17 protein-coding genes are annotated in these 19,904 nt (G+C 72.4%); 1 reads left to right on the forward strand and 16 read right to left on the reverse strand.

From position 1 onward, the window contains the following. Positions 1-229 precede the first annotated feature (229 nt). From QCN29_RS03245 to QCN29_RS03315, 15 genes are all read right to left on the reverse strand, one after another. The gene (locus QCN29_RS03245) at positions 230-889 is read right to left on the reverse strand and encodes a response regulator (RefSeq protein WP_240134418.1); all 660 of its coding nucleotides are present in this window, start codon (positions 887-889) and stop codon (positions 230-232) included. Then, positions 886-2,223 carry a sensor histidine kinase gene (locus tag QCN29_RS03250; protein WP_279926105.1) on the reverse strand — a complete coding sequence of 446 codons (1,338 nt, stop codon included), beginning with the start codon at positions 2,221-2,223 and terminating at the stop codon, positions 886-888. The genes QCN29_RS03245 and QCN29_RS03250 overlap by 4 nt, the downstream gene beginning before the upstream one ends. Before the next feature lie 322 nt (positions 2,224-2,545). Beyond that, positions 2,546-3,436, reverse strand: coding sequence for an alpha/beta hydrolase (locus tag QCN29_RS03255; RefSeq protein WP_279926106.1), 891 nt, complete (start codon positions 3,434-3,436; stop codon positions 2,546-2,548). Between the two features lie 459 nt (positions 3,437-3,895). Further along, positions 3,896-5,086, reverse strand: a complete 1,191-nt coding sequence (kynU, locus tag QCN29_RS03260; RefSeq protein ID WP_279926108.1) for a kynureninase — start codon at positions 5,084-5,086, stop codon at positions 3,896-3,898. Continuing rightward, positions 5,079-5,897, reverse strand: coding sequence for a tryptophan 2,3-dioxygenase family protein (locus QCN29_RS03265; RefSeq protein WP_279926110.1), 819 nt, complete (start codon positions 5,895-5,897; stop codon positions 5,079-5,081). Before QCN29_RS03265 ends, kynU begins: the two co-directional genes overlap by 8 nt. Before the next feature lie 91 nt (positions 5,898-5,988). Next, a complete protein-coding gene (locus tag QCN29_RS03270; RefSeq protein WP_279926112.1) occupies positions 5,989-6,900 on the reverse strand; it encodes a DUF3152 domain-containing protein in 912 nt (303 codons plus the stop codon). A 162-nt stretch (positions 6,901-7,062) separates the two neighbouring features. Next, on the reverse strand, positions 7,063-7,476 hold the full coding sequence (locus tag QCN29_RS03275) for a DUF3151 domain-containing protein (RefSeq protein ID WP_240134425.1): 414 nt from the start codon (positions 7,474-7,476) through the stop codon (positions 7,063-7,065). Between the two features lie 242 nt (positions 7,477-7,718). Further along, on the reverse strand, positions 7,719-9,431 hold the full coding sequence (locus QCN29_RS03280) for a DHA2 family efflux MFS transporter permease subunit (protein ID WP_279926114.1): 1,713 nt from the start codon (positions 9,429-9,431) through the stop codon (positions 7,719-7,721). Positions 9,432-9,456: 25 nt separating this feature from the next. Further along, positions 9,457-10,659: a MalY/PatB family protein gene (locus QCN29_RS03285; protein ID WP_279926116.1), complete on the reverse strand. Its 1,203-nt coding sequence runs from the start codon at positions 10,657-10,659 to the stop codon at positions 9,457-9,459. A 75-nt stretch (positions 10,660-10,734) separates the two neighbouring features. After that, the gene (fbaA, locus tag QCN29_RS03290; protein WP_279926118.1) at positions 10,735-11,757 is read right to left on the reverse strand and encodes a class II fructose-bisphosphate aldolase; all 1,023 of its coding nucleotides are present in this window, start codon (positions 11,755-11,757) and stop codon (positions 10,735-10,737) included. 197 nt (positions 11,758-11,954) lie between these two features. Further along, on the reverse strand, positions 11,955-12,503 hold the full coding sequence (gene pyrE / locus QCN29_RS03295; protein WP_279926119.1) for an orotate phosphoribosyltransferase: 549 nt from the start codon (positions 12,501-12,503) through the stop codon (positions 11,955-11,957). 38 nt (positions 12,504-12,541) lie between these two features. Next, entirely contained in the window at positions 12,542-13,342 is an 801-nt protein-coding gene (locus QCN29_RS03300) for an aldose epimerase family protein (protein WP_279926121.1), read from the reverse strand. Between the two features lie 30 nt (positions 13,343-13,372). Then, positions 13,373-14,353 carry an SRPBCC domain-containing protein gene (locus tag QCN29_RS03305; RefSeq protein WP_279926122.1) on the reverse strand — a complete coding sequence of 327 codons (981 nt, stop codon included), beginning with the start codon at positions 14,351-14,353 and terminating at the stop codon, positions 13,373-13,375. A gap of 143 nt (positions 14,354-14,496) precedes the next feature. Beyond that, positions 14,497-16,131, reverse strand: coding sequence for a polyamine aminopropyltransferase (locus QCN29_RS03310; RefSeq protein WP_279926124.1), 1,635 nt, complete (start codon positions 16,129-16,131; stop codon positions 14,497-14,499). Between the two features lie 187 nt (positions 16,132-16,318). Further along, positions 16,319-16,840: a DUF2617 family protein gene (locus tag QCN29_RS03315; protein WP_279926126.1), complete on the reverse strand. Its 522-nt coding sequence runs from the start codon at positions 16,838-16,840 to the stop codon at positions 16,319-16,321. 925 nt (positions 16,841-17,765) lie between these two features. Here QCN29_RS03315 and QCN29_RS03320 point away from each other — a divergent pair. Beyond that, a complete protein-coding gene (locus QCN29_RS03320; RefSeq protein WP_279926128.1) occupies positions 17,766-18,950 on the forward strand; it encodes a pyridoxal phosphate-dependent aminotransferase in 1,185 nt (394 codons plus the stop codon). Positions 18,951-19,339: 389 nt separating this feature from the next. Here the strand turns inward: QCN29_RS03320 and QCN29_RS03325 are convergent, their stop codons facing one another. After that, positions 19,340-19,894: a Uma2 family endonuclease gene (locus QCN29_RS03325; protein ID WP_279926129.1), complete on the reverse strand. Its 555-nt coding sequence runs from the start codon at positions 19,892-19,894 to the stop codon at positions 19,340-19,342. Between the last annotated feature and the right edge of the window lie 10 nt (positions 19,895-19,904).

Here is a 19,904-nt window from a genome sequence, read left to right on the forward strand (position 1 = left end):
GACGCTAGCGGAGCCGGGGCGCGTCCGGGAGTCCGCGGTCATGGACGTGCCCGCCGACCGGGTGCGACCGGCTGTCCCGGTCCGACCGGCCGTCCCCCGGGGCGACCGCCGTCCCGACCCGACCCTACCCGGCGTGACCCGCCATCCCGGCATGAACCGCCACCCGACGCGGCCCGCCACCCCGGCGTGACCCGCCACCCGACGCGGCCCGCCACCCCGACATGAACCGCTACCCCGGTGTGACCAGCCGGGCCTCGTATGCGAACACCGCCGCCTGGGTGCGGTCCCGCAGCCCGAGCTTCACCAGGACCCGGCTCACATGGGTCTTGATGGTCGACTCCGCGACGACCAGAAGCTCGGCGATCTCCGCGTTGGACAACCCCTGGGCGATCAGCACCAGCACCTCCGTCTCACGCTCCGTCAGATCGCCGATCTGCGCCATGGCAGGCGGCTTGGGCGTCTGCGGCAGCTTGGAGAACTCGGTGATCAGACGGCGGGTGACCGTCGGGGCGAGCAGCGCCTCGCCCGCCGCCACCACACGCACCCCGTCGGCGAGCTGGCGCGCGGAGGCGTCCTTGAGCAGGAAGCCCGACGCCCCGGCGCGCAGCGCCTGGTACACGTACTCGTCGAGGTCGAAGGTGGTCAGCACCAGCACCTTGGAGTCGGCGTGCAGCGCCGTGATCTCCCGCGTCGCCTCGATGCCGTTGAGCTCCGGCATGCGGATGTCCATCAGCACCACGTCGGGCGTCAGCTCGGCGACCCTGGCGACCGCCTCACGGCCGTTCACCGCCTCGCCGACGACCTCGATGTCCGGCATCGCGTTCAACAGGACCGAGAAGCCCTCGCGCACCATCATCTGGTCGTCGACGACCAGCACCCGGATCGTCATGACCGCTGCCGCCCCTCACGCTCGTCCGCCGACTCCGCCACAGGGATGAAGGCGGTCACCTCGTAGCCGCCGCCCCGCGCCGGCTCCGCGGTCATCTCGCCGTTCAGCATGGTCACCCGCTCCCGCATGCCCGTGATGCCGTGCCCGGCGCCCGGCGAGGGTTTGACCAACCCCTGCGGCGCGGTGTTCACGATCCGCAGCCCGAGCCCTCCGAGGACATAGCTGATCTCCACCCTCGCCGTCGCCCCCGGAGCGTGGCGCAGCGTGTTGCTGAGCGCCTCCTGAATGATCCGGTAAGCGGACAGCTCCACCCCCTGCGGCAGCTCGCGGACCGCGCCCGTGACCGTCTTCTCCACCTCCAGGCCCGCGTCCCGGACGTTCGACAGCAGCCCGTCGACGTCGTCGAGCACGGGCTGCGGCGCGTCCGGGGCCTGGTAGTCCTCCGCCCGTACGACGCCGAGGACCCGCCGCAGCTCGGTGAGGGCGGCCACGGCGTTCTCCCGGATCGTGGCGAAGGCCTGCTCCAGCTCGGGCGGCGGGTTCTCCACCCGGTACGGGGCGGCCTCCGCCTGGATCGCCACCACCGACATATGGTGGGCGACCACATCGTGCAGCTCCCGGGCGATCGTGGTGCGCTCCTCCAGCAGCGTGCGCCGGTCGCGCTCGACGGCGGTGACGGTCTGCTGGGCGGCGACCTCCTGCCGCGCGTCCCGGCGGACATGCCACACGGTGACCACGAGCAGCGCGAGCGCGGCGGTGAACAGCACCTCGGCAGTGGCGGCCCGGCCTGCGCCACGGCCCAGGAAATCCTCCACGAACAGCCCGTAAGCGGCGGTCAGCGCCCACATCCAGCCGGCGATGCGCGGCCGGGTCCTGGCCGCCACCACCGTCATCACCACCAGATGTGCGGCCAGTGAGGCGGGCGTCCACGGCCAGTCCCCCCAGTAGCCGGAGAGCAGGCCGACGACGGGCACGCTGCCCAGCGAGAGCCACCAGGCGCCCACCGGCCTGACCAGCGTCATCACGACCGCGGCCGCGGGGATGAGCCCGGTCAGGGCGACGGCGAGGGGGTTCCCGTATCTGCTCTCGCCGAAGGCGATCAGCAGGACGATCACCGCGAGGCCCCCCACGACGGCGTGCGGCATCCAGCGCGCCGTCGTCCGCAGCCGCTCGGGCAGCCGGCGTATCAGGGGCCCGTCCGTCGGCAGGGGCGGCAGCGGGCGGTAAGCGAACGCATCGTGGAACAGGTCGTGGCGCAGCCCGGCGAGCGCACCCTTGACCAGGTCGTACTCGGGGCTGCGGGCGCCGCGGGCGCCGCGGGTCTTCTCGGTCACGCCAAGAACGGTACGGGCGCGGGGAGACGCGGGCGTCACCTGTGATGCGGATCCTGCCGCGTCCCCCTTGAGGACTACATGGCGCGCACACTCATCCGCGGAACGCGGCCGCGTGCTCCCGGGCCCAGTCGGCGAAAGTGCGGGCGGGCCGCCCGGTGGCCGCGCTGCACAAGCTCGTCCACGATGCGGCGGCCGACGGCGCCGGTGGCACAGGTGGCACAGGTTGCACCGGTTGCACCGGTGGCGAGGATGGTCTGTGTGGTGTCCATGACGGCCACGCCAGGGAGGCCTGCGGTCGGTTCCGGTCCGCAAGCCCCGCGGTTCACCAGGCGAGTTGGGCGATCTCCTCAGCGACGACGGCGCAGGCGTCGGCCGCGGGGTCCACCAGCGGGAAGTGACCGACGTCCTCCAGGACCGTCAGCCCCACCGTCTCCCCCGCCCGGGCCGCGGCCTCCACGAACGCCTCGACGACGGCGGGCGGCACCACGATGTCCGTACGGCCGTGCACGACGGCGGTCGCGATGCCGGTCGGCAGCAGCACGGCGGGGTCCACGTGACCGCGCCGCTCCTTGAACTCGCTCTCCCCGCCGAGCAGCTGCACCGCCGCGCCGGAGCAGACGTCCAGTTCGACGGCGCGCTCGAAGTCCGCGATCGGGGAGAGCGCCACGACGCCGCGGAGCGGGGGCGGCCCGTCCAGCCGCCAGGGCGACTCGGCGGGCAGCACATGGCGGGCGGCCGCCCACAGCGCGAGATGCCCTCCGGCCGAGTGCCCGGTGAGGACCGTGCGGCGCGCATCCGCCTGCGGCAGGGCTTCCCGGGCCAGGCCGGGCAGCGCGTCGAGCACGGCTGCGACGTCGTCGAAGGTCTCCGGCCACCGGCCGGCGACCGGGCCGGACGCGCCGCCCCCGCCCTCCGGCTGCCCCTGCTGGGGGATGTCCCGCCCGCGGCGGTACTCCACGCTGGCCACGGCCAGGCCCGTGCGCGCCAGATAGTCCGCGAAGGGGGACACATGACGCCGGTCGTACGGGGCCCGCCAGGCCCCGCCGTGGAACACGACGACCAGCGGCGCGGTCTCGCGGCCGCCCCGAGGCGCATAGAAATCGACCACCTGATCCGGGTGCGCTCCGTACGCGACGGACGCGTCCGGCTCGACGGCCGGATGCGAGAAGAGCGACTCGGCTTCCGCGGCATCCCGGGCGACGGGGTCCGGCATCTCCAACCCTCCCACGCACAACCACACTTCACCTGCGATCCCGCGACGCTACCAGGACGCCTCCCGCGGGGTTCGCGATCCTTTCCCACCCGCCCGCCCTTTCCGGGTGCGGGGCGGCCGCTCCGCACCCCTCAGCGCCCCGCACCCCTCAGCGCCCCGCGCCGTGGGCCTCTCGGGCGTGCCCGTCTGCGCGGTGCCGGCAGCAGACGGCAGCGGCACTCCGGGCCGACCGCACCCGCGCCTGACAAGGCACTGGGGGACGGGCAGGCGGGAAAGGGACAGGGCCCGGGCCTCAGCGACCCGCGCGGGCGGGAGGGCCCGGACCTCAGCGACCCGCACGAGCAACAGGGCCCGACCCCGGCGACCCGCGCGAGCAGAAGGGCCCGACCCCGGCGACCCGCGCGGGCCGGAGGGCCCGACCGGCGGAGCACCGGGGCGTGCGGGGCGGCAGCCCGCGGGTCAGTGCAGGGTGGCGGACAGCACCCGCGCCGCCCGCTCCGCGTCCGCGAAGGACACATACAGCGGTGTGAAGCCAAACCGCAGGACGTCCGGCCGCCGCAGGTCCCCCACCACCCCCTTCTCGATCAGCGCGGACATCACCCGCGGCGCGTCCTCGCAGCGCAGCGCGATCTGGCTGCCGCGCCGCGCGTGCTCACGGGGCGTCAGGCACTCCACCCGCCCCGGCGGCACATACGACTCCACGCACTGGAGGAAGAAGTCGGTCAGCGCGAGGCTCTTCGCCCGCACGGCCGCCGGTGAGACCCCGTCCCAGACGTCGAGGGCGGCCTCGAGGGCCAGCATCGACAGAATGTCGGGGGTTCCGACGCGCCCCCGCACCGCGCCGTCGGCGGGCCGGTAGCCGGGGGTCATGGCAAAGGGGTCGGCGTGGGAGGTCCACCCGGGCAGGGGGGAGTCGAAGGCCCCCTGATGGCGCTCGGCGACGTACAGATACGCGGGTGAACCGGGTCCGCCGTTCAGATACTTGTAGGTGCAGCCGACCGCCAGGTCGACCCGGTGTTCGTCGAGGCCCACCGGCAGCGCGCCCGCGCTGTGGCACAGGTCCCAGACGGCGAGCGCCCCCGCCCGGTGGATCGCCGCAGTCAGGGACGGCAGGTCGTGCAGTCGGCCGGTGCGGTAGTCGACGTGGTTGACCAGCGCGGCGGCCGTGGCGGGGCCGACCGCGCCCGTCAGCTCTTCCGGGTCGACCGGAACGATCCGCTTCCCGGTCATCCGGGCGGCGGACTCTGCGATGTACCCGTCCGTGGGGAACGTCGTCGCATCGACGACGATCTCCGTGCGGGTGGGGTCGGCCAGCCGCACCGCGGCCACCACGGCCTTGAAGACGTTGACGCTGGTGGAGTCCCCGACCACCACCTGGCCGGCCTGCGCCCCGATCAGCGGGGCGATCCGGTCGCCGATCCGCTCGGGCGCGGTCCACCAGCCGCTCTCGCCCCATGAGCGGATGCGCAGCTCGCCCCACTCACGCCGCACGACGTCCGCGACCCGGTCGGGCACATGCGCGGGCAGCGCGCCCAGCGAGTTGCCGTCCAGGTACACGGTGGCGTCGTCGAGCGCGAACAGCTTGCGGCATCCGGCGAGTTCGTCTGCGGCGTCCAGCGCCGCGGCCCTGTCGGCCAGCTGCTCAGACATGGCTGCGCGCCGTCCACAGCTCAGGGAAGACGTTCTTCCGGGCGCGCTTCTCCAGCCAGGCGACGCCGGCGGACCCGCCGGTTCCGGTCTTGGAGCCCATGGCGCGGCGAGTGGCGACGAGATGGTCGTTGCGCCAGCGCCAGACCAGTTCCCCGACGTCGGTCAGCGCCTCGCCGAGACGGACCAGGTCGCTCTGCTGGTCGCCCTCGTACAGTCTCGCCCAGACCGCCTCGACCTCCGCCGACGGCTCGTACTTCTGCGACACGTCACGGGTCAGCACGGCCTGCGGCACGGGCAGCCCGCGCCGCGCCAGCAGCCGCAGGGTCTCGTCGTAGAGGCTCGGCTCGTGCAGGGCCTTCTCCAGCTCGGCGTGGACGCGCGGTGCGCCCCGGTGGGGCACCAGCATCGACGACGACTTCTCACCGAGCAGGAACTCCATGCGCCGGTACATCGCCGACTGGAAGCCGGATCCCTCGCCCAGGGCGGAGCGGTAGGCGTTGAACTGAGAGGGCGTCAGCTGGGCGATCGGCCTCCAGGAGGCGTTCAGCGCGTCCAGTTCCCGCGCGGACCGCTTGAGCGCGTCCATCGCGACGGGCAGCCGGTCCTCGCGCAGGGCGCGGGTCGCCGTCTCCCATTCATGGACGATGACCGTGAACCACAGCTCCATCACCTGGGTGGTGACCAGGAAGACCATCTCTCCCGGATCTTCCGAGCGGGGATGCTGGAGGTGGGTGAGGACGTCCGCCTGGACATAGTCCTCATACGGAGTGGTGCCCGCGAAATCCAGATTCGGGGCGGCGTCATGTGACATCGCTGTCTCCTCGACACTCCGGGTAGCGGTCCGCTCCTTCCTGATCCGGTACGGGAGCCCCGGTCCCCACCGGCATCATAAGCCGGGCGCCTCAGACAGTCGGGCCTGTGAGATACGTCCCATTCTCGTCGTACGGCCAGGCATTGGAGACACAGCCGTTGAGGCCCTTGATCTGCTGCATCATCACCGGGGCGGGCTTTCCGGGGCCCGGGCAGCCCATGTGCTGCCGGATGCCGATCTCATGCCCGACCTCGTGGTTGATGATCAGGTGCCGGTACTCGGCGGGGGTCCCGGCGAACGTCGGCGAGCCCAGCAGCCAGCGCTTAAGGTTCACCACGACGCCTTCGACGGTCTCGCAGTTCAGCTCGCCGCCCGTGTCCAGGCCCACGGCGAGGCAGAGCTGGTCCGCCGTGTCCGGGGTGGCGATTTTTATGACGAAGTCGGCGGGCTCGCCCGCGGAGACGAGCTGGAAGGTGCCGCGGCCGTTCGCGCCCCAGCCCCTGGGGTGCGCGAGGATCGCCTCGACCTCGGCGGCGGCCTGGGAGGCGGAGAGGTCGAGACCGTCCTCGACCAATACCTGGTAGCGGCGCAGCGGGCCCTTGCCGGCGGGGCTGCCCGAGGACCGCGCGGTGGTGAAGGTGCCCTTGGCCTTGTCCGGCACGGAGGGCGGCGGCTCTCCGCCGTCGCCTGCGGACGGCGAGGAGTCCGGGCTCTTGGACGGATCCGGGCCGCCCGACGACCCGGACGCCGACGGCTCCGCGGACGCGGTCGCCCCAGGCGGGCTCTGCGAGGCCGGGGCGGACGGCGTCCGCGGCTCCGTGGCCGCCGCGCGGGGGGCGTCGTCGGCGGCTGTGCCGGGCGTGCCCTGCCAGTGCGCGAGGGCGGCCCCGCCTCCGAGGGACAGCACGCCGAGGGCGACGCCGGACAGCACGGTCGGGGCGAACGGACGGCGGCGGACCCCGGCGCGGGAGCGCACTTGGCGAGAGGCAGCACGTTTGCCCACGACAGACCTCATCCCCCGTTGCGCGCGTCCGGCGCGCTTCCGCATGGTTCGACAGCGTTGTTCCGACAGCGCGTTCGATCGTACCGGCCGGGTGCCCGCATTCGGGTACGGGGCTCGGCGCGCGGGGACCCGAGGGGGCCCCGCGCGCCGGGTCCCGGCGGGTCAGCTCAGGGTGTCGGCCGCGGTCTGGGAGGAGTCACGCAGGAAGGCCGAGCAGCGCTCGTACTCCTCCTGCTCCCCGATCGCCTGCGCGGCGCGGGCCAGCGCGTGCAGGGCCCGCAGGAAGCCGCGGTTGGGTTCGTGCTCCCACGGCACGGGGCCGTGGCCCTTCCAGCCGTTGCGGCGCAGCGCGTCCAGGCCGCGGTGGTAGCCGGTGCGGGCGTAGGCGTACGACTCGACGACCCGGCCGTTCTCGAACGCGTCGTCGGCGAGCTGCGCCCAGGCCAGCGAGGAGGTGGGGTACTTCGCCGCGACGTCGGCCGGCGCGGCGCCACCGGCGAGGAGCTCACGCGGCTCGGGATCGTCGGGCAGATGGGTCGGGGGCGGGCCCCCGAGCAGATTCTCATGAATGGCCATGACCCCAGTCTCCCAGTCGGGCGCACCGGCCACCGCCGGGACCGGGCCGCCCATCCGGCCGCCCCTCCCCACCTGCGGACCGCCCGTCCCGGCGCCGGAGTCCTCGGAATCCATGGAACCCATCGAGATGACATACGCAGAGCCGTGATGGCTTCCATTCGCGCAGCAGCCTGCGCGGTTCCGTGAGCCGGCTTGCCGCCGCCGCGGCCCGGCCCCTGGACCGGCAGGCAGCCCGAGCCGGGTCAGGGCGCCTGGCCCGACTCCGGCGGTTCGAGGGGCGGTGCGGAGACGCCGCAGTTGACACGGCACTCCGGATGGCAGCGCTCCAGCTCCGCCTCCTTCGGGCGCACCGCCCACCACGCGATCGCCGCCCCCGCCGCCAGCACCCCCGCGAGCAGCGGCAGCGCCCGCCGGAACGCCTCGCCGAACTCCGCCGCCGAGCGGTACGCCTCCGGGCCCATGCCCACCAGCAGCGGCAGCGCGGCCACCGCGACAAGCCCCGCCGCCCGGGCCGCCGCATTGTTGACGCCGCTGGCCAGGCCCGCCCGCCCCGGGTCGACCGACGCCAGCACCGTCGCGGTCAGCGGCGCGACCAGGGTCACCATCCCCGCGCCCAGCACCGCCATCGCGGGCAGCACATCGGTCGCGTACGAGGCGTCCTCGCCCACCCGCAGCATCAGCAGCATCCCCGCGGCGCACAGCAGCGGGCCGACGGTCAGCGGGATGCGCGGTCCGATGCGGTCGCCCAGTTCGCCGGACTTCGCGGACAGCAGCAGCATCAGCACCGTGGTGGGCAGCAGCGCGGTGCCCGCCGCAAGCGCCGAGTACCCCGCCACCACCTGGAGCTGGAGCACCGCCAGGAAGAAGAACCCGCCGAACGCCGCGTACACGCACAGCGTCACCAGATTGACCACGGTGAACTGCCGCACCGCGAAGATCGACGGCGGCAGCATCGGCTCCGGCCGCCGCCGCTCCACAAGGACGAACGCCACCCCTGCCGCCGCACCCGCCGCTCCCGCCCACACCGCGGGCGCGATCAGCGCATACGTCACCAGACCCAGCGCCAGCGCCCCCAGCGCCGCGCCCAGGACGTCGAAACGGCCGCGCGCCTGAAGGTCGCGGGACTCGGGCACCTGCTTGAGCGCCACCGGCACGCACAGCGCCGCCAGCGGCACATTGATCAGGAACACCCAGCGCCAGCCGGGCCCGTCCACCAGCCAGCCGCCCACGAACGGCCCGACCGCCGCGCCCACCCCGCCGAACCCGGACCAGAGCCCCACCGCACGAGCCCGGTCGTCCGGGTGGAAGCTCGCCTGGATGATCGCGAGCGAGCCGGGCGTGAGCAGCGCGCCCCCGATCCCCTGGAGGGCACGCGCGGCGATGAGCACCGACTCGTCCGGGGCCAGCCCGCACAGCAGCGAGCCGGCGGCGAACCAGACCACCCCCAGGACGAAGATCTTCCGCCGCCCGTAGCGGTCCCCGAGCGCCCCGCCGAGCAGAATCAGCGAGGCGAGGGTGAGCATGTAGGCGTTGACGGTCCACTGGAGGGCGCCCAGGTCGGCGTCGAGGTCCTCGCCGATACGGGGCAGGGCGACGGTGACGACGGTGGAGTCCAGCAGCGCCATCGCGGAGCCCAGGACGGTCGTGAGCACCACCCAGCGGCCAACGGCCGACGCCAGCCGAAGCCCCCCGGCCCCGCCCTCCGGCACCGGCCCGGCCTCCGGGTCGGCCGCCGGATCGGCCTCTGGGTTGGCTTCCGAGTCGGCCGCCGCCTCGGTGCCGCCCGCCTCCAGCCCGGCTCCTTCCTCCGAACCGCCCCCAGCCGGCGCGGGCCGGTCCGGCCTGCGGGCCCCGGCCTCCGACGCCGCATGCCGGGCAGGGGACGCGTCGCCGTCGCCCGGCTCGGGCCGCGGGCCGGGCTCGCCCTCCGTACCGTCACGCGCACCGCTGCTCATACCGGGATCATCCCGCGTGGCCGTCTCACCCGGCCAGCCGGCGCACTGCGCGGACCAGCGCATCGACTCCGCGCTCCGCCTTGGCCCGCGGGCAGCCGAGGTTGAGACGGACGAATCCCTCGCAGCCGTACACCGCCCCCCGCATGATCGCGACCCGCTCCCGCTGGATCAGCTCCCGCTGGAGCTCCTCGTCCTCCACCCCCAGCGGCCGCAGATCGATCCAGGCAAGATATCCGGCCTGCGGCGGCGACCAGTCCAGCGCCGGAAACGCCCCGTTCAGCCGGTCGGCTGCCATCGCGAGATTGCCGGCGACATAGCCGCGCAGCGCGTTCAGCCAGGGCGCCGACTCCCGGTATGCAGCGATATGGGCGGTGAGCGAGAGGACGGACGGCGAGGCGAGGCCCTCGCCGGTCTCCATCCGGCGGACGAACGCCGTGCGTTCGTCCGGATCGGCGATGATGCCGTACGAGCCGTTCAGCGCGGGGAAGTTGAACGCCTTTGACCCGGATGTGATCAGCGCCCACCTTCCGCCCTGGACACCGACACCGACACCGGCACCGGCACCGGGCCGGTCCCCGCCGGCGAACCGGGTCCACGGGATGTGCCGCCGCCCCTCGTGCACCAGGTCCGCGTGGATCTCGTCGCTGATCACCGCGACCCCGTACGCCTCGGCCAGCTTCGCGGTCTCGGCCAGCTCGTGCTCCGTCCACACCCGGCCGGTCGGGTTGTGGGGGGAGCAGAGGATCAGCGCCTTCGCCTGCGGACGGGCGAGCTGTCGCTCCAGCTGCCGCATGTCCCCGACGGGCGCCCCCAGCAGTTCCCGCCCGAGCCCGTCGACGGCTTTGCGGAAGCCGTCGTACACGGGGGTGTGGACGACCACCCCGTCGCCCGGCGCGGTCCACATCTGCAGCAGCTGGGAGAGCTGGCTGAGCACGGAGGGGGCGTACACGATCTGCTCCGGGTCGACCTCGGTCCCGTAACGCGTGGCGTGCCAGTGGCGCACGGCGTCCCGGAAGCCGCCGAGCCGCCAGTCCGTGTAACCGAAGACGCCGTGCGCGATCCGCTCATGCAGCGCCCGAAGCACCGCGGGCGGTGCGGCGAAGTCCATGTCGGAGATCGTGAACGGCAGCAGCCCGGCCGCTCCGAAGCGGTCGGCGACGCCGTCCCACTGGACGGACCAGGTGCCCCGCCGGTCCACCGGAGCGTCGAAGCCGAAGTCGTGCTCCATGCGTTTTCCCTCCCTGGGCATGCCGAGGGCCCGGCACTGAGACTCATCAGTGCCGGGCCTTCGGGCGGACAACGCTTACTTGATCTTCGTACCGGTGGAGCGCAGGGCGGCGCAGGCCTCGGCCACACGCTTGGCCATGCCGGCCTCGGCCAGCTTGCCCCAGCTGCGCGGGTCGTAGGTCTTCTTGGAGCCGACCTCGCCGTCGACCTTCAGCACACCGTCGTAGTTCTTGAGCATGTGGTCCGCGACGGGGCGGGTGAAGGCGTACTGGGTGTCGGTGTCGAGGTTCATCTTCACGACGCCGTTCTCCAGCGCGGTGGCGATCTCCTCCGCCGTGGAACCGGAGCCGCCGTGGAAGACGAAGTCGAACGGGGCGGCCTTGCCGAACTTCGCGGCCACGCCCGCCTGGAGGTCCTTGAGGAGCTCGGGGCGGAGGACGACGTTGCCCGGCTTGTAGACGCCGTGGACATTGCCGAAGGAGGCGGCCAGCAGATACCGGCCCTTCTCGCCCAGGCCGAGGGCCTCGGCGGTGCGGATGGCGTCGTCGACGGTGGTGTACAGCTCGTCGTTGATCTCGTGGCTGACGCCGTCCTCCTCGCCGCCGGTCGGGGTGATCTCGACCTCAAGGATGATCTTGGCGGCGGCGGCCTTCGCCAGCAGTTCCTGGCCGATGGACAGGTTGTCGGCCAGGGTCTCGGCGGATCCGTCCCACATGTGGGACTGGAAGAGCGGGTCCTCACCACGGGCCACACGCTCGGCGGAGACCTCGAGCAGCGGACGGACATAGCCGTCCAGCTTGTCCTTCGGGCAGTGGTCGGTGTGGAGCGCGACGGTGATGTCGTACTTCTTGGCGACGATGTGCGCGAACTCGGCGAGAGCCACCGCGCCGGTGACCATGTCCTTGTTGTGCTGGCCGCCGAGGAACTCGGCACCACCGGTGGAGATCTGGATGATGCCGTCGCTCTCGGCCTCCGCGAAGCCGCGCAGCGCCGCGTGCAGGGTCTGGGACGAGGTCACGTTGATGGCCGGGTAGGCGAACTTGCCTGCCTTCGCCCGGTCGAGCATCTCGTTGTAGACCTCGGGGGTTGCGATGGGCATCTGTCCGCTCCTTGTGATGTGCGGGTACGTGCGATATGTGCTGGCCCTGACCTGGGGGCGACGTCATCGTCGCGGCCTATCTTTCCAGACTCTCGCGCGGGCTCCACCCCGCCTGTCCCGGCCATCGGCGCAGGGGCCGGGGCGTTTCACCGCAGACGCCCCGGCCCTTTGCGGAAGCCCAGGTCAGACCCGGTTCATCAGCCGAGATCCAGCTCGTCGAGCGAGTACGCGTACAGATACGGCACCCCGGCGGTGCTGCTGATCTTCTCTCCCGCCCCGGTCGCCCGGTCCACGATCGTGGCCACCGCGACGACCTCGCCGCCGGCGGCGCGCACCGCCTCCACGGCGGTCAGCGGAGAGCCGCCGGTGGTGGAGGTGTCCTCCACGACCAGGCAGCGGCGGCCCTTGATGTCGGGGCCCTCGACCTGGCGCTGCATACCGTGCGCCTTGGCCGCCTTGCGTACGACGAAGGCGTCGAGCCGGCGTCCGCGCGCCGCGGCGGCGTGCAGCATCGAGGTGGCGACCGGGTCGGCGCCGAGCGTGAGACCGCCGACGCAGTCAAAGTCCAGCTCGGCGGTGAGGTCCGCCATCACCTGGCCGACGAGCGGCGCGGCCGCGCCGTCCAGCGTGATCCGGCGCAGGTCCACGTAGTAGTCGGCCTCAAGACCCGAGGAGAGGGTCACCTTGCCGTGCACCACGGCCTTGTCCTTGATCTGCTGGAGCAGGTCAGCGCGTACATCACTCATGCGGGCCAGCTTAAGGGCGGCCCCTGCGGGGCGACTCCTCAGAGGCGTCGCCAGCTCCAGGTGGCGGTGAGCTCCAGCGGTTCGAGCGGGGTGACCAACCGGGGGTCGGTGTTGAGGCCGTTCGGCGGACCGGACTGCGGCTCGACGCAGACCGCCTCCTCCTGCTCGTCGTAGATCACGACCCAGCGGGCGGGGCTGGTGACCGTCAGCTCCAGCTGTCCCTGCCAGGTGACGGTGACCGACACGCCGTCGGGCATGCCGAAGCAGTCGTCCCAGGGGCCGGGCAGCGGTGCGATGCGCTCTCCGGTCGGCAGATGGTCGCTTCCGCGCTTCTCCTGCCACGCGGGGGTGAAGTCGATCCGCGCCTCCTCGCCGTCGGCGTCCAGCCTGCGGCGGAACCAGGGGTGCCAGCCCGCCTGCGCCGGGAAGGAGGTGTCATATGTCTCGATGCCGAGGGCCAGCGTCAGCGACTGCTCGGTCAGCTCAAACGTCTGGGTGACGCGGCCGGGGTACGGCCAGGGGTCGGCGAGGTCGTAGGTGAAGGACGCCTCGGACTTTCCGGCGCGGGCGGTGCGCCAGACGGAGTCGCGGCCGGTGCCGTGGATGGCGTGCGGCGGGGAGTTCAGCGGAAGTCGGTGCAGTACACCGCCGTTGCGGAACTGGCCGTTCGCGACCCGGCCGCACCAGGGGACCATGGGGAAGGTCCCGTATCTCTCGCCCTGGCGGAGCAGCTGGGCGCCTCCGATGACAAGCCCGGCGATACGGCAGCCGTTGTCCGGCTGCACGGTCAACTCGACGTCCCCGGCGGACAGCAGCACGCCGTTCTCTTCGTTGCTCACGCCTCCGACACTACTGACTGACGGCGGGCATCACCGTCGGCGGCGCAGTGCACGTGAGACGACGACGGCGGAGGCGAGCGCGAGCGCGGCGGCGGGGGCGACCCAGCGAAGCGTTCCTCCGGAGGAGGTTGCGTCGGCCGCGGGCACGGGTGCGTAGCGGCCGCGGGGCGGCGCGTGGTCGACCTCTTCGGCACTTCGGCCGATCATGGTGCGCCGGGCGTGGGCGGCTTCAGCGGCGGGCGGTTCCCCGATGTGGATGTGGTCGTCGATGTCGTCGCCGTCGAAGGACTCTTCTTCGGCGGCGGGGTCGAGGGAGGGGGGCGGGACGGGAGTGTCGAAGACGGTGGGCGTGGCCTCCTCAGGCCCGGGCGCGGCTTCGTCAGGCCCGGACTCGCGCTCAGGCCCGGACTGGCGCTCAGGCCCGGACTCGCGCTCAGGCCCGGACTCGCGCCCGAACTCGGGCTCGTTCTCGGGCTCCCTGGGCCCGGACACGGCCCCCTCAGCCCCAGCTTCGGCCCCCTCGGGCCCGGACGCGGCCTCCGGCACGGGCTGCTGCTCCTCCGGGGCTGCTGCACCGGTCTCCTCGGCCGCCTCTGTGGCCAGCCGGTCGGCGATGCGGTCGAGCAGGCGGCGGGCGGCGGACTCCACTGCGTCGTCGGCGAGTTCGGCGAGCCGGCCCTCGGCTCGGGTGACGCCGGTGACCGCGACGGTGACGCCCTCCTCGACGGGCTCCGGACGGACGGTCAGCGTCACCTTGGCACAGCCGCTGCCGCGGGCCTCGACGCCTTCGCCCTCGACGGCGAAGGCATCTCCCTGTTCGACGATGCGGAGGGCTCCGCGGTAGGTGATCGTGTGCCCTCCGGCACGGACCTTGAGACGGCCGGAGAGGGGACTTGCGGTCTCGTCGGCGTCCTGTTGCAGCCCGGGGATGCATCGGGCGACGCGCACGGGGTCGCGCAACACCTGCCGGAGGGTCTCTGCCGGAACCGGAACGAACACCTCATGCTCCATGCCCCGAGCCTACTCAGGGGTCTGCCCCGCGTCAGCGTTTCCGCCGCGCGCCCCTTCCCGGCGGGCTGCCGTGCCCCGGCGCACAGCACCGCCCCGGGGTGCGGGGCAGACCCCACCGCACCCCGGGAGAGGCGGCGGGCGGGTCAGGGGGCGTACCGGGGGTGCATCAGTGTGGAGGGCGGCAGCCCGTCGACGCGGGTGGACTCCGCGACCCGTGCACCCGCCGCCAAGGTCGCCGGCGTCACGGACCGCAGCGACGGCGCGTCCGCCGGAAGCGACAACCGCGGGGCCCGTCCCGTCTCCGCCAGCAGCAGCCCCCAGTCGTGCAGCGCGTCCGCCTCGTCCGTCGACCGGTCCGGCCCCGCCGCGAACCCCGCGACCTCCGCGAGCCGCCCCGTGGCCCGGTACGGCCGCGTCCCGTACCCCGCCGCCCGCAGCGACGCCTCCACCGTCCAGTAGGTCCGCGGCCGCCCGGCCATCGGCCCCGCGTGCACCACAAGCCGCCCGCCCTCCCCCAGCGCCCGCGCCGCAAGCCCGTAGAACTCCTGCGAGTACAGCTTGGCGCTCGCCGTGATGCCCGGGTTCGGCAGGTCCGCGACGATGACGTCGTACGGCTGCCGCCCGGCTCCCGCCGCCGCCCCGGCGGACCCCGCCGCCCGCAGCCAGGAGAAGGCGTCCGCGATCTCCACCCGCACCCGCGGGTCCCGGTACGCGTGCCCGTTGAGCTCCACGAGCCCGGGATCGGTGCGGGCCAGCCGTACGACGCCGGGGTCGGCCTCGACGACGGTCACCGCCCGTACGTCCGGATAGCGCAGCACCTCGCGGACGGCGAGCCCGTCGCCCCCGCCGAGGATCAGCACCTGTCCGCGCGAACCCCGCATGGCGGGGTGCACCAGCGACTCGTGGTAGCGGTGCTCGTCACGGCCGCTGACCCGCAGCCGCCCGTCGAGGAAGAGGTCGGGCGGCCGGTCCGGCGCCCCGGTCAGCACGACTTCCTGCATCTCGGTGAGCACGGCGACGCGCACGTCGTCGCCGTACACGGCCTGCCGCGCGGCCCGCTCGAAGTCGTCGACGAGGACGGCCGCGGTCGCCAGCACGGCGAGCACGACGACGTTGGCGACGAGCAGCACCCCGCGCGCCCGCGCGGTCAGATCCCGGCGGAACAGCCAGAGCACCAGCCCCCCGCCCGCCACCGCGTTCACCGCGCCGGTGAGCAGCGCCCCGGTGAGCTGACCGAGCCACGGCAGCAGCAGGAACGGAAAGGCCAGCCCGCCGACGAGTGCCCCCACATAGTCCGCGGCGAACAGATCGGCGACGGTTCCTTCCGCGTCGCGCCGCGAGATCCGCTGGATCAGGGACATCAGCAGCGGGATCTCCGCGCCGATCAGAACGCCGATGGCGAGGGAGAAGCCGACGAGGGCGACGCGTGACTCGCCGATCCAGGCGAAGCAGGCGTACAGCACCATCGCAGAGGAGCCGCCGAGCAGTGCGAGCGCCGCCTCCAGCAGCCCGAAACCGACGGCCGCGCGGCACCGCAGCCGCTTGGCGAGCAGGGAGCCGACGCCCATCGCGAAGACCATCACGGACAGCACGACGGACGCCTGGGTGACGGAGTCGCCGATGAGATACGAGGCGAGCGCGACCAGCTCCAGCTCGTACACCAGCCCGCAGGCGGCGCAGACGAAGACCGCGGCGAGCACCAGTCCGCGCCCCGCTCTGGGGCGTACGGGGAGCCGCACCGCACCCTGGGGCGCTGAGGTCGGCTGCTGGTCGATCACGGGCGAAACGCTACGTCACCGAACGCGTACGACTGGTCACCCACACGGGTGCATCTCAGCCATCAGAGGTGTAACCCGTCGAGAACGGGGACGGGAGCCGCTCGCTGCCGACCGCAGAGCGTCCGAAGGGCCCCCCGAAGGCGCGCCCGAAGGCGCGCGGGCCGGACGGCGAGGCGGCCGACCGCGGCTAGAGGGCGGCGGCGGGCGTGCGGACCCCGACACGCGTGCGGGTGACGACGAGGCTCCCTTCTTGCGGATAGGCATGCCAGGTACGCCACCGCACCTGGCCCTCGCTGCGCTGTGCCAGCATCGCCGTGAACGCGTGCGGCGAGCCGGGGAAGGTTCCGGCGAGCCCCTGCGGATGGTCGGCGACCAGCGCCAGCAGCTCCTGCGCCCGGCCGGCGAACGACCCGCGCCCCAGAGTCTCGACGCGCGCCGCGAACTCGTACTCCCAGTCGCCGAGCCGCTTCGCCACTCCGAGCGGCAGCGGTGTGCTGCTGCCGGGCATGCACGCGACCGTCTCGGAGCAGCTGCCCCGCTCCTCCTCCAGCAGCACCTGATGCGATGCCCCCAACAGTCTCAACTGCAGCTTTGCCCCTGACAGTTCGAGATCGAGCCGAGCGAGGGCGGGCAACGGGTCGCGACCGAGCGCCCAGGCGAGGTCGTCGGCGCGGGTGTCGGTATAGGCGGTCTTGAGGGTCGTGAGCATGGGTCGGCTCCGCAAACACGCTTTGGCGGGTGGACTCGTGGCCCGGGGGCGTCCCGGAAGAAGGAATCAAGAAGAGGAAGAGATGGAACGCCTCCCTCTGGGCCGCCGGGGCACAGGGGGATCCCCGCAGGCCCCTTCATCAGGTCCGAGGGCTGGATGGTTCCAATCAGGTTCCGACAGTGACTGAATCATGAACTGCTCGATGCCCACAGCGGTTTTACCCAAGTTGATTGACTTTCCATCCTCTTGGGGGCTCAACGGTTCATCTGTTCAACTGAAAATGGTCGAGAAGGTCATGGGAACGACCGTCGGAATGACCGTCGTTGGGCCGTCGCACGGTCTGCACATCATCAACACACTGCCGTACAAAGGCTGTTGACTCGTCATATGCCGGCCGCCTGCGCCATGGCCGCGGAGGCGGCTGCCCCGTGTCAGCCGCCTCCGCGCAGGGGTGTTGCAGGGTGCTCGTCAGCTCCCCCCGCCGCAGCCGCCCCCGCCGCCACCTCCGCCGCCCCCGCCGCCGCACGAGGAGCTTCCGCCCCCGCATGACGAGCTCCCGCCGCTGTCCGACGTACCCCCGCCGCAGTGGTGGCCGCCTCCCCCGCTACTCGCGTACCAGCTGCTCCTCGCGCCCCGGCCGTTACGACGCGATGCGCTCCGCCTGCGGTCAGCTCTCGGCAGGATGACGAACAAATATGTGAACACGACGACAACGAAAACGGCTGCCACGATCGCAATGATGCCTTCCACGGCCCTCACATCCTCATTTCCCCCGAAGCGAGCCCCCCGCACCATTGCGTGACCGCTTCATCTCCTTGGCGCTGTCTGCACGGCGCCCACCGCCGTGTGACAACGGAATGCCCCCGGCCACGCGGACCCAAAGCAGACTTGAGCATCTCCAGAGGTTCGGCTCAGGATGGCGGTCATGACAGGACGAACAGGACGGCCGCCCCTCAACCGACGTCTCGCGGAGTTCGGGACGACGGTCTTCGCGGAGATGTCCGCGCTCGCGGCGCGTACCGGCTCCATCAATCTCGGCCAGGGCTTCCCCGACGCGGACGGTCCCGAGGAGGTGCGGGAGGCCGCGGTGCGCGCGCTGCGCGACGGCCGGGGCAACCAGTACCCGCCGGGCCCCGGCATCCCCGAGCTGCGCTCCGCGATCTCCGACCACCAGCGGCTGCGGTACGGCCTGGAGTGGGACGCCGACACCGAGGTCCTGGTGACGGCGGGCGCGACCGAGGCGATCGCGGCGTCCCTGCTGGCGCTGGTGGAACCGGGCGACGAGGTGATCGCGCTTGAGCCGTACTACGACTCGTACGCCGCCGGCATCGCCATGGCGGGCGGCGCCCGGGTTCCGGTGACGCTCCGGCCGCGGGACGGCGCCTACCGGCTGGACCTGGACGAACTGCGGGACGCGGTCACCGACCGCACCCGGCTGATCCTCCTCAACACCCCGCACAACCCGACCGGCACGGTCCTCTCCCGCGAGGAGCTGGCGGCGGTCGCGGAGCTGGCCGTGGAGCGGGATCTGCTGGTGGTGACGGACGAGGTGTACGAGCATCTCGTCTTCGACGGAGAGCATGTGCCGATCGCGACGCTCCCCGGCATGCGGGAGCGCACGGTGACGATCTCTTCGGCGGGCAAGACGTTCTCGTTCACCGGGTGGAAGGTCGGCTGGGTTACCGGTTCCAGGGAGCTGGTGGCCGCGGTCCGCTCGGCGAAGCAGTATCTGACGTTCGTCTCGGCGGGCCCGTTCCAGTACGCGGTCGCCGAGGCCCTGCGCCTGCCGGACAGCTACTTCGAGGAGTTCCGCACCGATATGCGGGCCAAGAGGGAACTGCTCGCGGACGGGCTGGAGCAGGCGGGCTTCAAGGTCTTCCGGCCAGCGGGCACGTACTTCATCACCACGGACATCCGCCCCCTCGGCGAGACCGACGGCTTCGCCTTCTGCCGCGCCCTCCCCGAACGGGCGGGTGTCGTCGCCATCCCGAACGCGGTCTTCTACGACCACAAAAGGACGGGCGCACCCTACGTCCGGTTCGCGTTCTGCAAGCGCACCGAGGTACTGGCGGAGGCGACGGAACGGCTCCGAAAGGCATTCGAGCACTGACCGCCGCCCTTCGGGACTGGTCGACGCGTCCCCCGCCGCCTGCCACGCCTCGCGTCCTGAACTCGCGCTCCCTCCGTCCCGAGTGAGGTCGAGGCGAGATCATCACCGGCGTGGGCGCCAGCCCGGTCTGCGCTCGATCGAGTGCAGACCGGCCGATCGGCCTCGGCAGCGGACAGCGGAATGCCGACCCAGCCCTTGACGGCTGAGTTCGTACACTCCGGGGGCAGCCGCTCACCCAGGGCTCGATGCGAAGGGCTGAGCCGGAAGTCAGCAGTCAGGGCGAGGTTGTCGAGGTCGGTGAGGCGCGAAGCACCGACTGACCAGATGGCGGACCCGGCCGCCGCTGATGATCTCGTACGTACGGCCCGGCCGCGCCCGGGAGTCCGACCTCAGCGGGCGTCCGCCTCGGGCTCCGGGCGCGGGAGTTCGTCGAGGTCGAGGGTGAAGGTGCGGCCGTCGGCCAGGGGGATGGGGAGCTTGCCCGTGCCGTACTTGTGGGTATGCGCCGCGATGTAACCGGTAGCCGTCGGCTGGGTGTGGAGGACGGCTTCCTGGGCGTAGGGGTCCACTACCAGGTAGACGGGAATGCCGTAGCGGCCGTACTTCGCGGTGCAGTCGTCGTAGTCCTTGCGCGCGGAGGAGGTCGAGACGACCTCAGAGATCATCAGGACGTCTTCGAAGCTGTAGCGCTTGCCTTCCCGGCGGGCGTCCTCGCGAAGGATCGCCAGATCGGGGGCGGAGTTCTCGTCGGCGGGGAAGTCGATGTAGACATCGGAGGTGACCTTCGCATGGCGGCCGAGGGCGAGAGCGGAGTCGATCTGCATCGATCTGATGGTGCTGGAGTGCTCTTCGCTCTGCGGAGTCGTGATCACCTTTCCGTCGGCCCCGAACAGGACCGTGTACCCCTTGGGGAACTCGGTGTGCACGATCGCGTCGACGCTCATGAACGGCTCC

This window comes from Streptomyces chengmaiensis (genome assembly GCF_029846775.1).
Classification (GTDB): Bacteria; Actinomycetota; Actinomycetes; order Streptomycetales; family Streptomycetaceae; genus Streptomyces; species Streptomyces chengmaiensis.

Coding starts and splice junctions, on each gene's coding strand:
- QCN29_RS03245 (WP_240134418.1), bottom strand. CDS start 889: ATGACGATCCGGGTGCTGGTCGTCGACGACCAGATGATGGTGCGCGAG.
- QCN29_RS03255 (WP_279926106.1), bottom strand. CDS start 3,436: ATGCCGGACCCCGTCGCCCGGGATGCCGCGGAAGCCGAGTCGCTCTTC.
- kynU (WP_279926108.1), bottom strand. CDS start 5,086: ATGTCTGAGCAGCTGGCCGACAGGGCCGCGGCGCTGGACGCCGCAGAC.
- QCN29_RS03265 (WP_279926110.1), bottom strand. CDS start 5,897: ATGTCACATGACGCCGCCCCGAATCTGGATTTCGCGGGCACCACTCCG.
- QCN29_RS03275 (WP_240134425.1), bottom strand. CDS start 7,476: ATGGCCATTCATGAGAATCTGCTCGGGGGCCCGCCCCCGACCCATCTG.
- QCN29_RS03280 (WP_279926114.1), bottom strand. CDS start 9,431: ATGAGCAGCGGTGCGCGTGACGGTACGGAGGGCGAGCCCGGCCCGCGG.
- QCN29_RS03285 (WP_279926116.1), bottom strand. CDS start 10,659: ATGGAGCACGACTTCGGCTTCGACGCTCCGGTGGACCGGCGGGGCACC.
- fbaA (WP_279926118.1), bottom strand. CDS start 11,757: ATGCCCATCGCAACCCCCGAGGTCTACAACGAGATGCTCGACCGGGCG.
- pyrE (WP_279926119.1), bottom strand. CDS start 12,503: ATGAGTGATGTACGCGCTGACCTGCTCCAGCAGATCAAGGACAAGGCC.
- QCN29_RS03305 (WP_279926122.1), bottom strand. CDS start 14,353: ATGGAGCATGAGGTGTTCGTTCCGGTTCCGGCAGAGACCCTCCGGCAG.
- QCN29_RS03315 (WP_279926126.1), bottom strand. CDS start 16,840: ATGCTCACGACCCTCAAGACCGCCTATACCGACACCCGCGCCGACGAC.
- QCN29_RS03320 (WP_279926128.1), top strand. CDS start 17,766: ATGACAGGACGAACAGGACGGCCGCCCCTCAACCGACGTCTCGCGGAG.
- QCN29_RS03325 (WP_279926129.1), bottom strand. CDS start 19,894: ATGAGCGTCGACGCGATCGTGCACACCGAGTTCCCCAAGGGGTACACG.